This window comes from Pedobacter sp. AC402 (genome assembly GCF_979252805.1).
Window position 1 is genome coordinate 780,123 of sequence record NZ_CEEDAI010000009.1, and the last position, 12,752, is coordinate 792,874.

The 12,752-nt window shown below is 35.8% G+C and carries 12 protein-coding genes and 1 tRNA gene; 6 read left to right on the forward strand and 7 right to left on the reverse strand.

What is annotated here, in order from left to right:
- Positions 1–33: 33 nt before the first annotated feature.
- The 5 genes from AC0IWE_RS14315 (at position 34) to AC0IWE_RS14335 (ending at position 4,793) form a co-directional block, all read left to right on the forward strand.
- A complete protein-coding gene (locus AC0IWE_RS14315; RefSeq protein WP_471793573.1) occupies positions 34–3,036 on the forward strand; it encodes a ligand-binding sensor domain-containing protein in 3,003 nt (1,000 codons plus the stop codon).
- Complete coding sequence (locus AC0IWE_RS14320; RefSeq protein WP_471793574.1) at positions 2,966–3,208, forward strand: sensor histidine kinase; 243 nt, start codon at positions 2,966–2,968, stop codon at positions 3,206–3,208. Before AC0IWE_RS14315 ends, AC0IWE_RS14320 begins: the two co-directional genes overlap by 71 nt.
- Positions 3,193–4,017, forward strand: a complete 825-nt coding sequence (locus tag AC0IWE_RS14325) for a response regulator transcription factor (protein ID WP_471793575.1) — start codon at positions 3,193–3,195, stop codon at positions 4,015–4,017. The genes AC0IWE_RS14320 and AC0IWE_RS14325 overlap by 16 nt, the downstream gene beginning before the upstream one ends.
- A 70-nt stretch (positions 4,018–4,087) precedes the next feature.
- Positions 4,088–4,534, forward strand: coding sequence for a DoxX family protein (locus tag AC0IWE_RS14330; protein WP_471793576.1), 447 nt, complete (start codon positions 4,088–4,090; stop codon positions 4,532–4,534).
- A 172-nt stretch (positions 4,535–4,706) separates the two neighbouring features.
- Positions 4,707–4,793: transfer RNA gene (locus AC0IWE_RS14335), tRNA-Ser, on the forward strand.
- Between the two features lie 685 nt (positions 4,794–5,478).
- On the opposite strand, the gene AC0IWE_RS14340 is transcribed toward AC0IWE_RS14335, so the two are convergent.
- From AC0IWE_RS14340 to AC0IWE_RS14370, 7 genes are all read right to left on the reverse strand, one after another.
- Positions 5,479–5,961 (reverse strand): hypothetical protein, encoded by a 483-nt coding sequence (locus AC0IWE_RS14340; RefSeq protein ID WP_471793577.1) that lies wholly within the window; start codon positions 5,959–5,961, stop codon positions 5,479–5,481.
- Between the two features lie 160 nt (positions 5,962–6,121).
- Positions 6,122–6,856 carry a hypothetical protein gene (locus AC0IWE_RS14345; RefSeq protein ID WP_471793578.1) on the reverse strand — a complete coding sequence of 245 codons (735 nt, stop codon included), beginning with the start codon at positions 6,854–6,856 and terminating at the stop codon, positions 6,122–6,124.
- A 222-nt stretch (positions 6,857–7,078) separates the two neighbouring features.
- The gene (locus AC0IWE_RS14350) at positions 7,079–7,564 is read right to left on the reverse strand and encodes a hypothetical protein (RefSeq protein WP_471793579.1); all 486 of its coding nucleotides are present in this window, start codon (positions 7,562–7,564) and stop codon (positions 7,079–7,081) included.
- Between the two features lie 22 nt (positions 7,565–7,586).
- A complete protein-coding gene (locus AC0IWE_RS14355) occupies positions 7,587–8,054 on the reverse strand; it encodes a hypothetical protein (protein ID WP_471793580.1) in 468 nt (155 codons plus the stop codon).
- A gap of 134 nt (positions 8,055–8,188) precedes the next feature.
- Positions 8,189–9,211 carry a hypothetical protein gene (locus tag AC0IWE_RS14360; RefSeq protein ID WP_471793581.1) on the reverse strand — a complete coding sequence of 341 codons (1,023 nt, stop codon included), beginning with the start codon at positions 9,209–9,211 and terminating at the stop codon, positions 8,189–8,191.
- Between the two features lie 181 nt (positions 9,212–9,392).
- Positions 9,393–9,692, reverse strand: coding sequence for a WYL domain-containing protein (locus AC0IWE_RS14365; protein WP_471794046.1), 300 nt, complete (start codon positions 9,690–9,692; stop codon positions 9,393–9,395).
- Positions 9,676–10,527 carry a hypothetical protein gene (locus tag AC0IWE_RS14370; RefSeq protein ID WP_471793582.1) on the reverse strand — a complete coding sequence of 284 codons (852 nt, stop codon included), beginning with the start codon at positions 10,525–10,527 and terminating at the stop codon, positions 9,676–9,678. The genes AC0IWE_RS14365 and AC0IWE_RS14370 overlap by 17 nt, the downstream gene beginning before the upstream one ends.
- A 439-nt stretch (positions 10,528–10,966) precedes the next feature.
- On the opposite strand from AC0IWE_RS14370, the gene AC0IWE_RS14375 reads away from it, so the two are divergent.
- Entirely contained in the window at positions 10,967–12,541 is a 1,575-nt protein-coding gene (locus AC0IWE_RS14375) for a reverse transcriptase domain-containing protein (protein ID WP_471793583.1), read from the forward strand.
- Positions 12,542–12,752: the final 211 nt, after the last annotated feature.

Here is a 12,752-nt window from a genome sequence, read left to right on the forward strand (position 1 = left end):
TTTAATATATTTGAAGCTGCTGACCAATATAAATTGAAAAAACTCCTCATCCTTTTATGTTTAACTTTCTCAGCCCACTTGCTGCTGGCTCAGCCTTATTATTTCAGGCATTACCAGGTAGAAAACGGACTTTCTAACAATACTGCATTTTGCAGTGTACAGGATGGAGATGGTTTTATGTGGTTCGGTACGAAGGATGGCCTTAACCGCTTTGATGGTTACGCTTTTAAAACTTACCGCCACGATCCGGATAAAGCAGGCAGTTTGGGCAACGATCTGATTTATGCCCTGCATTACGACCAGCATAAAACGCTGTGGGTTGGCACAAACAATGGTGTATACAGGTATAATCCATCCAAAGAGAGTTTCAGCATAATTAAAGGCACCGAAGGGATGCGTATTATCGATTTGAACAGCGATATGAAGGGAAATTTATGGATTTTATCTTCATTTAAAATCTACCTGTATCAAAAAAGCACTAAAAAAATGCAGGTTTTTGGCAACAATGCCCGTTTTGATGCTTCGCTGGTTACTGTGTTAAAAAATGGCAGTGTGTGGATCAGTACCGGGAAGGGAACGGTAGAAAAATACAATCCTGAAGAAAATAATTTCCAGAGTTTCAATATTAATGGGTTAAACAAAAAGCCGGAATATGGTTGGGTATCACGACTTGCCGAAACCGGGAACGGCAAACTGCTAATCGGCACCACCAACCAGGGCGTAAAACTATTTGACCCTGTTACACGGCAATCAAAAAACATTTTAAAACTGAACGACGACCAGACGCCGATCTTTGTGAGGGATATTAAAAAAACAGGTTTAAATGAATTCTGGATTGCAACAGAATCAGGGATTTACATTTATAACGATTCGACCGAAAAAATTACACACATCCAGAAACAATATAACAATGATTACTCCTTAAGCGACAATGCCATTTATTCGATCTGCCAGGATCGTGAGGGGGGCGTTTGGACGGGTACTTATTTTGGTGGCGTAAATTATTACTCGAGCCATACCTCGTTGTTTACCAAATACTTTCCGCAAAAAGGTACGAATTCCATTAGCGGAAGTGATGTAAGGGAAATTACCAGAGACCTGGCTGGCAATTTCTGGATCGGGACTGAAGATGCAGGCCTGAACAAACTCGATATTAAAACCGGGCAGTTTAAACACTTCCTGCCAGATGGCAGGCCCGGAAGCATTGCCTATTCGAACATCCATGGTTTACTGGTTGATGGGGATAGGCTTTGGATCGGTACTTTCGAACATGGGCTGGATGTGTTAGATCTGAAAACTGAAAAAGTAATTAAACATTACCAGGCGGGGGTGGGAAATGCTTTACGCACCAACTTTATTGTAACCTTTTGCAAAACACGTTCGGGAGAGATTTTAATAGGTACCATAAATGGAATTTACCGCTATAACCGTAAACGCGATGATTTTGATCCTATAGCTGGTCTTCCTTTTATTTTTTACGATTCGGTTATTGAAGATAGCCAGGGCAATATTTGGGCAGGAAGCTTTAACGATGGGGTTTTCCGCTTTAATTTATCCAAACCTGGATATGTAAACTTCCGGAATAGCAGGGATGATGCAAAAAGTTTAAGTCACAATACGATAAACAGCATTTTTGAAGATAAGCAACATCAAATCTGGATAACTACAGATGGTGGCGGACTGAGCAGGTTCGACAAAAAAACGCAGCAGTTTAAAAGGTATGGTGTTAAAAATGGCTTCCCCAGCAATTACCTTTTCAGGATTGAACAAGATGCATCAAATAAGTTCTGGATCAGCAGTACCCGCGGGCTAATCCACTTTGATCCTGCATCGGGGCTAAGCAAAACATACTCCAAAGCCAACGGATTGCTAACCGATCAGTTTAATTACAACTCGGCCTACCAGGGTAAAGATGGCCGCATTTATTTTGGAAGTGTAAAAGGTTTGATCAGTTTTAATCCGGCTGACCTCACTGCTACCACTTATGAAACCGCTGTTTTTTTAACCGGTTTTCAGGTGAACAGCACCGAAATTGGCTTAAATGGGGCAAATGCCATATCGGATAAATCAATCGTTTATGCAGACACTATTGAACTTAACTATAACCAGTCATCTTTCAGTATCGATTTTGCCGCCCTGAGCTACCGTTCTCCGGAAATGACTGAATACGCTTACAAAATGAGCGGACTTTATAAAGATTGGGAATACCTAAAAACCAACAGAAAGGTTTACTTTACCAAACTTGCGCCGGGCAAATATACTTTTGAGGTAAAGGCACTGGTAGAAGGGAGCAATACCTGGAGCAACAAAAACGTAAAATTACTGATCAGGATCAGTCCGCCCTTTTATTTAAGTCCGTTTGCCTATTTTATTTATTTCATCAGTGCAGGTGCAATTATTTTCTTTTTGGTATCCCGTTACCATCAAAAAATTGCGTTGAAAAACAGCAGGCGCATGGAGGTTTTTGAACATGAGAAGCAGAAGGAAGTTTACCAGGCGAAGATTGAGTTTTTTACCAATGTTGCGCACGAAATCAGAACGCCGTTAACGTTGATTATCGGCCCGATGGAAAAATTGATTAAACAGGCAGATGCCATTCCTGCGATTGAAAAAAACCTCCGCATTATGGGGCGTAACACCGACAGGTTATTAAAGCTGACCAATCAGTTATTGGATTTCAGGAAAACAGAAACCAGCGATTTCTCTTTGAATTTTGTTAAGGCGGACATTACTGAGATTTTGAAGGATGTATATTTACAGTTTCAACCAGCTGCCGAACAGCGCACAATCAATTACCTGATAAACTTACCTGAAAAAGCATTTTCAGCCTATATTGATGTGGAAGCTTTTTATAAAATTATCAGCAATTTGATTGATAATGCCATTAAATATGGCAAAACAACTGTAGAAATTAAGCTTGAACAAGCCGCCGAGGAAGATAAATTCAGGGTGACTGTTATGAACGATGGCCATAAGATTCCAAAAGAAAATACAGAACAAAATTTTCGAACCGTTTTTCAGGGCCAAGGAAACTGAAATCACCAGGGGTACTGGTATCGGATTATCGATTTCAAAATCACTCGCGCAGCTCCACAGTGGTGAACTTTACCTGGATTTTAATCACAACGATTTTAATATATTTGTATTGGAACTGCCCATCCATCAACTTATTGAATTTAATCTGAACGGAAAATGGAAGAAATTGTAGGTATGCACGCGATAAAATATCCTCAGGAAGCAGATAAAGCTGTAGTGCTTTTAGTAGATGACAATGAGGACATTCTTGATTTTATATCGGATGACCTGGAAGAAAAATACCATGTATTGCAGGCCCGAAACGGCGTGGAAGCTTTGAAAGTTTTGGAGCACGAGATTGTTCAGCTTATTATCAGCGATGTAATGATGCCGGAGATGGATGGTTTTGAGTTCTGCGCAAAAATTAAATCGACGTTAGAATTTAGCCATATCCCTGTGATTTTACTTACGGCAAAAAACTCATTGCAATCAAAAATTGAGGGTTTGGAACTGGGTGCTGATGCTTATGTTGAGAAACCTTTTTCACCAGCATTTCTGCAGGTTCAGATTTCCAGTCTGATTAAAAACAGGAACAAGATTAAAGAATATTTCTCGAGTTCTCCGCTATTGCACATCAAAAGTATTGCTTACTCCAAGGCTGATGAGGTATTTTTGGAGAAGCTTCAGGATACGATCAATAAGAACATCAGCAACCAGAGTTTGGATGTTGAGCACCTGGCCGAAAAGATGAACATGAGCCGCCCTACGTTGTACCGTAAAATTAAATCCATCTCCAACTTAAGTCCTAACGAACTGATTAACCTTGCCCGTTTAAAAAAAGCCGCAGCATATTTAAATGAGGGATTATTGAAAATATATGAGATCTCGGAAATAGTTGGTTATAGCTCTCAATCACATTTCGGCAGAAACTTTGCCAAACAGTTTGGAATGTCGCCTACTGATTATTTACACAGCAAAACGGCAGAGAAAAAAAAGCCTTAAAAATCAAATAGTTAACCATTGTTATTCTATTAATTTTTATGTAAATTGTCATAACCAAAATATAGAAGTTATGAACATGCTTAAGAAAATCCAAATCTGGGGTGATCAGCATCACCCAAAATGGTTAGACTATTTTAGAATCTTACTAGGCCTTATATTAATGTGGAAGGGTATTGATTTTTACATCAATATGCAAGCTTTCAGCAATTTAATGAGGGGAGCCTTTTTAGGTACCGCTGTGAGCATTAGTTTACTGGCGCACCTCATTATTGTGCTGCATATTATAGGTGGCCTTGCCATTACTTTAGGTACACATACCCGCACATTCTGTTTGGTTAATTTACCGATACTCATTGGCGCAGTTTTCTTTATCAATATTTCTGGTGGTATTTTTAAGCCTTATTCAGAATTCTGGTTTTCGGTTTCGGTATTGGTGGGTTTAGTTTGTTTCGTTATAGAAGGAAACGGCATATTATCTGTAGATCGCGATAAAATTTACCCAAATCAGGCGCTTTAACATAATTTCACACGCATTAAAAAGCAGATAATTGGCATATTTAAGCTATTTATCTGCTTTTTTTTATTTTCTTTCATGCGCTAACTTAATGATAAACAACATTTAGCATATCTTTTAAAATATTTCTTTGGAAATCATTTGCAGATTTGCTTCAAGTTTGTACTTTTGCGGCGGAGAGTTGGCAGAGTGGTCGATTGCGGCAGTCTTGAAAACTGTTGACTTGTCAAAGGGTCTGTGGGTTCGAATCCCCCACTCTCCGCTGAGGTATCAAAACCTAGATCAAGCCTGGAATCGCAAGATTTCAGGCTTTTTTTTGTTTCAGGGGATAGCATTATTAACCAGATATTTTAAACCGCCTGGTTTTGTTATGTAACTTACATTTTGCTCTTAGCGAAATGCTAAGACTAGTAAAAGTGGTTTACTTTATATTATACTTTTTCCTCCATTCCACTAAAAAAATTAATCGAGATAAAATATCTTCGCAAGCCTCATCTTCATTATCAAATTTCTTCAAGTCATGCATACTCCCTCGTTCATCATATTCAAATGTTACCCATTGATTTTTTGAAAAGAAAGAATTGTCCTCATGGGCAATAAAGTACCATCTAGTGAATAATCTTTAGGATTTATATTCAAGGCGTCCAATTTCGCTTTTAAAATTTTTCTATCCATAGCAATTTATAAACACAAAGAAACTAAGGTATAATTATTTCTAGTAATGGCTCAATATATCCTCCAGTCGAGGTTACTTAAACTTGAGTTACTACAGAAATAACAAAGCCCGGCAGTTTTTAAACTGCTGGACTATCTATTTTTATTTAGCGATAGAATCGTTTTTCTAATTCATCCTCGTTAAAAACGAGGACGATGGGGGGCTATTCATCTTTATTTGAGATTATTTAATAGTTAATCTTTACTACCGACTTGGCTACACCAACCATAAGCTAGTAAGCATCATCCTTTTTAACTTTCACTTCCTTAATTACCGCACCATAAGTGATTTCACCACCTAGCGACTTAGCAAAATCTTCCATCGCTGTGAATGCCTTTTTGAATATGCTGCCACTCATCCCTTTGTTGACGATTTTCATTGCATCATCTTTGGCAGCAATCCCCAAGCCCCAATTCATTTCAATTCCAGTAGTGAATTTACCAGTGATTGCAATCGATTTTTCCTTGCAAAAAATAATATATTGATAGTTTGCGCCAGATTTAGCTGGGATATTTCCTGTTACAATTTGAAAAATATCTTTATCCTGAGAAGCAATAGCAATCGAATTTTCAGCTAATTGTTGTTTTACAGCTAAAAAATTATCCGATGCTGATTTGGAATTGTTAACTATAATCTTATCTGTTCCTTTTGGTGCTTGTGCATATATGACCAGAGAAAATATTGATAACGTTAGAGTAAGCGCAAACTTTTTCATTTTTCTATAAAATTATAGTTTTTTAAGACATTTAATTTGCTCCTGCCTTTACTTCTTAATCTCGTTCCTTACGGATCTGATTAGGAGCAGCTGGCAACCGGCACCAGGTTAATGTTCGTTTTTTGAGGCTGGTATTCTATACCTTCTTTCCGAAATTATATCAACTCCTTTTAATATCATTAACGGAATCGCTATCATCATAAAGTGTCCAAGCTTTAGGGGTCACTGATTCAATCTGATCTCTAGTCATGTCTAATTTTCCATTCATAGCATAGTAAAAAAGACAAACGCCATAAAAATTAACTGTTGTCGCTCCAAAGTTTCCATTATTCAAAATAACCAGCCCTGATGATAATAACATTGAGCTATAGGGTTTTTGTAAAAGGTGAGCTTCTTTAAAAGACTCATCAGAAGCTGCAAGTTCGCTCAGCATATTAAAGACTTTTAGCTGCGAATTTTCCAGAATTAAAGACATTTCGATAAATTCATCATAACTTATGTGACTTCTGATATGAGCTCCAAGTAAGTTTGCGAAGTAAATAGACTTCCGATCCTCTATGAAACGATCATTCAATATCATTATGTGATTAGTAACTTTTTTTCTATAATCACTGTCCTCATCAAATTTTTTTGAAAATAATATAAGATCGGAATCCAATACTGTGCCGGAGTGTAGTTGCTTAAAAAAAATTAATATCTTTTTGATAAAATGTGATTCTCTTATGCCAAGGCTTCCTTTGTAAAACGCAACTAACGATTTTATTATTGGAAGTTCCTTTACTACTCCTTCCATAAAGGTGTCAATTGTAATTTCTAATATGTCCACAGCCAAATCTGAATTTGTTTTAATTCCTTCTTGAACAATATTTTCTAATTCCGAATAGCTATGATCCATCGTTTTGTGAGATTACTTAAACTTATAAAATTTTAACGGATCATATTCTTCCCTTTCCGACCACACTTTTTACATACTGTTTCATGATTTCTATTATTTCCCCAAGAATGGTTACATAATTCTCTTCGAATCCAAATAACAACTCTTAATAATATGAGCCCACCAATTATATATAATACTATTTCCATATTTTTTTCATAGTCAATCGTTTTTTGAGATTAATTATCCTGTTATGTAATATTGTTTACCACTATTTCGCTCATGAACAAGAATTGAAATTTTACCCTGTTTATTTACCTCCACATAAAATGCAGATCCGCTAGGTAGAGTATCTAAAATATGATTGCTAATTATTAGTGCGACTTGATTGCTGATGCTATCTATATACTCTGGATATGTATCTACATTGATAGTAAAGACCTTAATTCCATGTGATAAGGTATAGACATAACTTACCTGTTCATCAATATCTCTTTTATTTTTAAAGTATTTGTAGATTAGTTCAATAGCTTTTAAAGCCATACCATCTATTACAGCATCTCTTAGATGACCAACAAGGCTATAATCTGAAAAAATAATCTTAATTATTTCATCAATTTCAGCTTTATTTAAAGTTTTATCAACCGTTAGCCCTAAAGGAGCCAATTCATTGTTCAAATCGATTAGCTCACTCTTGGATACAGGGCCTTGCAGTAAAATTGTATTCATGTTTAAATATCGTTTTACGAGATTAATTAATAATAGTGCTACTTGAATTAATATCAAGTTCTTGAATATTTTCCGCAGGAATACAAACTCTTGTTGTTCCATCCTGATGTACTTCAAGATAAGGGTAATTTAGCGGTTTTAGATAATTCTTTGGGAAAGGATATTGAGGCAAGGCCTTTTGAAGTTGGTAGAATATTTCAGCTCCTTGAAACAAACCCATACGTGATTTATGGAAGATATTCATGATCAATTTTCTGAAAGCCTTACCTTCAATTTGAGAATTTGATGTTGACCGAAAATAAATCAAATCAGTTTGCCCATATAGTTCTGATTCCTCCTCCAAAGGTGCCTTATAATCAGTCTCAATTGCATATTCCAAAGAATGAAGCCAAGCTAAAGATTTAAAAATATTATGTAATGGTGGTTGGAAATTATTAAGGTTAGTATTTTTGTAATATACTATAACAACATTAACTCTAAATTTTTTCATAGTATCGCTTATTATTTTTTCTGTAGTTTTTTTATTTCATCATTTGTGTGCGTGTCGAGAATTTTGGCATACCGATCGTTTTTTGAGAATTTGACTTGATTTTATAAAATTATAAAACTTAATATTTAGAGAATTTATTCCCAAGGCATTTTTTGAAAATACCCTTCTTCGATACCTTCTCCAATTGTTAAATCTCTAGTAGCTCTTAAGCTCATAAAAGTTTTTAATCCTGGATAGGGATATATTATTCTTTCATCTCCTCGATATTCGACCCGATATGTCTTATAACCCAAAAAATCACCTCTACTTATTAATATTGCCCCCTCTTCCAGTCTGAACCCTTCGAAGATAAATTCCCTGATCTGATCGCATATATAATTAGCCGCCTGAGTTAGTTCAATAATCAAATCCTCTAAGAGCGCTAGATGATATTGATATCTCTCCAGTGCCTTTTCTTCTTCTTCCCAACTGTAATCTTTATCGTCAGGAAAATTTTCACGATAATAATTTTTGTAGAATTTTTCTACCATGTAGCCATTTGCACCTTCTTTTGGATAAACATAATAAACTTTCATTAAGTCGTTAACTATGTTTTTAAAATTTAAAAGGGAAGATTCGAGTAAATCATATCTCTTAGGCCATATACGGGAGATAATATAATTTGGAATCTCCTTTAGAGAGTCAAATTGTTCTTTAGGGAAAGCTTCGGTTGCACCAAGCATCCATAAAGTCCAATTGTGCCAATTATTTAGATCAGTTAAATGAATAAATTTCTCTATATATGTTGCATAAATTTCATCATCTTTAATTTTTCTATTATCAAGGATAAGATTTTCTGTCACCCAGCCTTCATGCTTTTTTTTGAATTCATGTAGTTTTTCGACTGTATATTCATGCTCCTGATCATCAATATTTTTATGATGAATGCTGCACAGTAAAATTAGATTATCATATTTATCTCGCTGTTCAATGGATAAAGAGCTATTCCCTCGCGGACCGTCTTCTTTTTGTGCTACGATATGAGCTTCCTCACCTATAACAGATGGATCATCAGTTGCTGTTTCATCAATCACGAGTACTTTTTTACAACCAGGGAAAGAACACATATTGCCTGAACGACCCCAAATCATTTTGTGAGTTTTAAGACTTATACCCATTTAGTTTTTTGTTTATTAAATAATATTTCGGTTAGAATTAATCAATTATTTAGATTTTATTTATTTCCGCCTATTTTATTCCCTGATATCTAAGATATCTGTATAATGTTCGTTTTGTGAGACACTTAACTAAAGATAATATGCATTAGCTTTAATAATCTAAAAACGTTAGATGAATACCTTAATAATCAAGATCTAATTGTTGTAGATTTTGTATTCTATCAATTCTAAAACTTCTTTTGTCATGCCGTAGCATACAGTAACCAACTAAATAAGTGATGTCTAACGGTCCTTCTTTCACATTAATTACATCATATGCTTTAATTGTTCGGTGTGATATCTTTTCATTGCGGTTTTTGTATTTGATTCTGATAAACGATTTGGCAGCTTTAGATAGATTAAGAAGCGTTATAATTTCTTCCTCAATAAATTTTGTCGTTGCTGCTACAGGATTACTGGCAATGTCAAATTTCGGAGGCAGTAGCTAGGATTGGTTTTTTGATGGACTTTATCAAGATTTTTTCATCTAGGCTAAATTCCTCGATTTTATTGGAAAGCAGGTCATAACCGCGCAAAAAATAATGCCCAGATCGATAGGCTAAATTTCTAGGTTTTAAGATAGTTTTTTTATCGGTGTGGCTGATGATTAGGTGTCTGCCAATTTTTATGGCCACTTCAAGCAATTTAAGCTGTTTTTCGTCAAATGCTGGGAGTAACTCCAATAGTTCTAAGGGTAATGTGGCATCTTGGAACTTTTCTTCGCTTGGGTCATAAAACCCTAACTTAACGTCTACAGCTACAACTTTACGGATCTCCAAATGAGATTTATCGGTTAGTTTATGTTTGGTTTGGTGGGGATTGTAGTCGATAATTTGAAGTACTGGTGGTAAAAAAGTTAACAGGCTATTAATAGTTGAACTGCCTGAATTCTCAGCATGTGAGGTATCATCATAACTCAAAGAAGATTTTTTTTTGCCAAGTTCCAGTCCCATCGTTTTAAAGGCAATCTTTTGTCCACGAACCAGTTGATTTTTATTGATCGTTGCTGTAAAGCTCTTAACTAGTTTTAAATCTGATTCTTCAAATTCCTTCCGAATAAATTTGTATGTCTTTGTCGAAAACCAAGTGCATTGATATTTATAAGTATTTACTTTTTTGCCATTATAAGTATAAGATGACTTGTGAACCTCACTAATTACCAATAAAGGTGAAAGCATTAGATGATCTGCACTAAGAATAACAGTTGTACCTGAAGCGAAATAAGGATGTGATTGTAAGGCGACAATATCACCAATGTTGAAGAGCTTGGATTCCATATGTAAAACTAATAAGAATATTGTTATATTTGTATAAAGCCCTTACGGTGTGAGGATAATAGACGCTTAGTCGGGTCTTAAAATTTTTCAGGACGGTGTTACTTTCTCGCCCTAATGGAAGATTCACTGCTACATGAAGAGGGTAGCAGGTAGAGTATTGTCATGTAATGTATCTATTTGACCAGATAGAGCCGTCACGCATTCCACGCATAAGTGAGAATCGCTGTCAGACGAAGCATCTATACAGTTAATAGTACTGTTACAACAGACTAACAATATACTAATAAATAATTGGATTAGGAAATTCTTCATTGATTTAATTGCTGTTAAGTATATAATATTGGACTTTTAGTGTGACTCAGTTATTGGGTACTGACCCTAACTTTTTAGTAAGTATGTTTATTGAATATTTCCGATACACCACACCGTAGGCTTTTTTATGATTCCACCATTTGACCAGAGACCTAGTTGGGTAAAGAGCCGAGGCTATCTCCACATTACTCCAAAAATTGATGTTTATAAACGATATAATGAAATATTCACCAAGGTAACAGATGACAACTTTATTGCTCGACATGCTTTTTTTCCTCTAATACATTCTGTCATTAAGGAACGGAAATATAAAAAGATCCCAGATGAAAATCGCCGTGCGCACTCTTTTATAAAAGACTATAAGCCAAAAAAAACTGAAAAATTACGCCCATTGCATTATGCTACTCACATTGATGCACTAATCTACGGGAGGTATGCGGAAAAGCTACTGGCGTTATACGAGGATAAGCTCAAAGAATACGAAAGTTTGGGTGATTGTATCATTGCCTACAGGAAGATTCCGGAAGATTCGGAAATCGTTTCTGAGCCCATTATAGAAAAACTTCCCGGTAAGAGTACCATACATTTTGCGCATGAGGCATTTCAAGAGATTAAAGCTCGATCGAAGGAAGGGTGTACGGTGTTGATGTTTGACATCAAGAGTTTTTTCAGTGAATTGGATCACCAAAGAATCAAACAAATTTGGTGCGATCTTCTCGGGTTGGACAGCTTGCCTGAGGCAGATTTTAATGTATATAATTCTGCAACTGACTTTCGATATATCTTAAAGGATGAACTTCGGGTTCGAAAGGTACTTAAAGGTAAACGAGCAGGTTTTGACGAAAAAAAACTGGCCCTAATCCGCAAAACACATGGAATAGAGGCTTTTTTTGAATCAACTGACGATTTTAAGATTGCCATGAAGGAGAAAAAAGTTAAAGTTTATAAACATCCTTTCATGAAGAATGGCCGTCCCGTGGGAATCCCTCAAGGTCTACCGATTAGCGCGGTTATTGCAAATTTGTACCTTTTGGAATTTGATATTTCTCTTCTTGAAAATCTGGTTGATGCGCGTGGTGGTTTTTACAGAAGATACTCGGATGATATCATGATTATTTGTAAGCCCAATGAAGCTAAAGATGTTGAAGAGTTTGTTTTGGAAGAAATCAAAAAAAGCAAACTGGTCATCAGCGATGAGAAGACAGAAACGTTCTTTTTTAAAACAACAGCAGTAAGTCCTAAAATTAATAGAGTCACAGCACATTCGGTTAAGGATGGCCAAATGACCATAGGAAAACCCCTAACTTATCTAGGTTTCGAATTTTATGGATACCGTACACTAATAAAGTCTTCAAATCTTTCAAAGTATTACCGCAGGATGATTACTTCCGTTAAAAGAAAATCTCATCGTTCGGCTAATGAATCGAATAAGATTTTGTTTCCCCGTCAGTTGAAAAGGGTTTATGAACAGTCTAATCTAGACAAACAGAAAATATTTAGAAAGCGTAAATGGTTGGTTAAAAATGCTGACGGATTTTATTCGTTCAGGTTTAAGGAAAAACCAGTTGTTTCCAAAGGATCATATTTATCGTATGCGAGACGAGCTAGTATCGCTATGGGAGATGAACGGATCTTGAAGCAGGTTAGAAAAAATAAGGCTATTTTCAGGCAAGCAATGGCCCGAAGTCTGAAAAAACGATAATAGAAAATTGACCATTTTTTTGATAAGCATAAACCTGTTAATGCTCACAAAAACATTTAACTCAAATGGATTCACAATTTTAAAAGCAACTTTATTTGAAGTTCACAAATTTATTTCCTACATTGGGGTATACAAGGAAATGCGTTTTTGTTTGGTTTTACTGGTGCCCCAAACAGGTGCCCTATAAGCGAAAAAGATAAAATATAAAGCG

Bases quoted from the DNA above. Each gene is read 5' to 3' on its own strand.
- AC0IWE_RS14360 (WP_471793581.1), bottom strand. From the start codon at position 9,211: ATGGGTATAAGTCTTAAAACTCACAAAATGATTTGGGGTCGTTCAGGC.
- AC0IWE_RS14330 (WP_471793576.1), top strand. From the start codon at position 4,088: ATGAACATGCTTAAGAAAATCCAAATCTGGGGTGATCAGCATCACCCA.
- AC0IWE_RS14325 (WP_471793575.1), top strand. From the start codon at position 3,193: ATGGAAGAAATTGTAGGTATGCACGCGATAAAATATCCTCAGGAAGCA.
- AC0IWE_RS14340 (WP_471793577.1), bottom strand. From the start codon at position 5,961: ATGAAAAAGTTTGCGCTTACTCTAACGTTATCAATATTTTCTCTGGTC.
- AC0IWE_RS14350 (WP_471793579.1), bottom strand. From the start codon at position 7,564: ATGAATACAATTTTACTGCAAGGCCCTGTATCCAAGAGTGAGCTAATC.
- AC0IWE_RS14370 (WP_471793582.1), bottom strand. From the start codon at position 10,527: ATGGAATCCAAGCTCTTCAACATTGGTGATATTGTCGCCTTACAATCA.
- AC0IWE_RS14355 (WP_471793580.1), bottom strand. From the start codon at position 8,054: ATGAAAAAATTTAGAGTTAATGTTGTTATAGTATATTACAAAAATACT.
- AC0IWE_RS14345 (WP_471793578.1), bottom strand. From the start codon at position 6,856: ATGGATCATAGCTATTCGGAATTAGAAAATATTGTTCAAGAAGGAATT.
- AC0IWE_RS14320 (WP_471793574.1), top strand. From the start codon at position 2,966: ATGGCCATAAGATTCCAAAAGAAAATACAGAACAAAATTTTCGAACCG.
- AC0IWE_RS14375 (WP_471793583.1), top strand. From the start codon at position 10,967: ATGATTCCACCATTTGACCAGAGACCTAGTTGGGTAAAGAGCCGAGGC.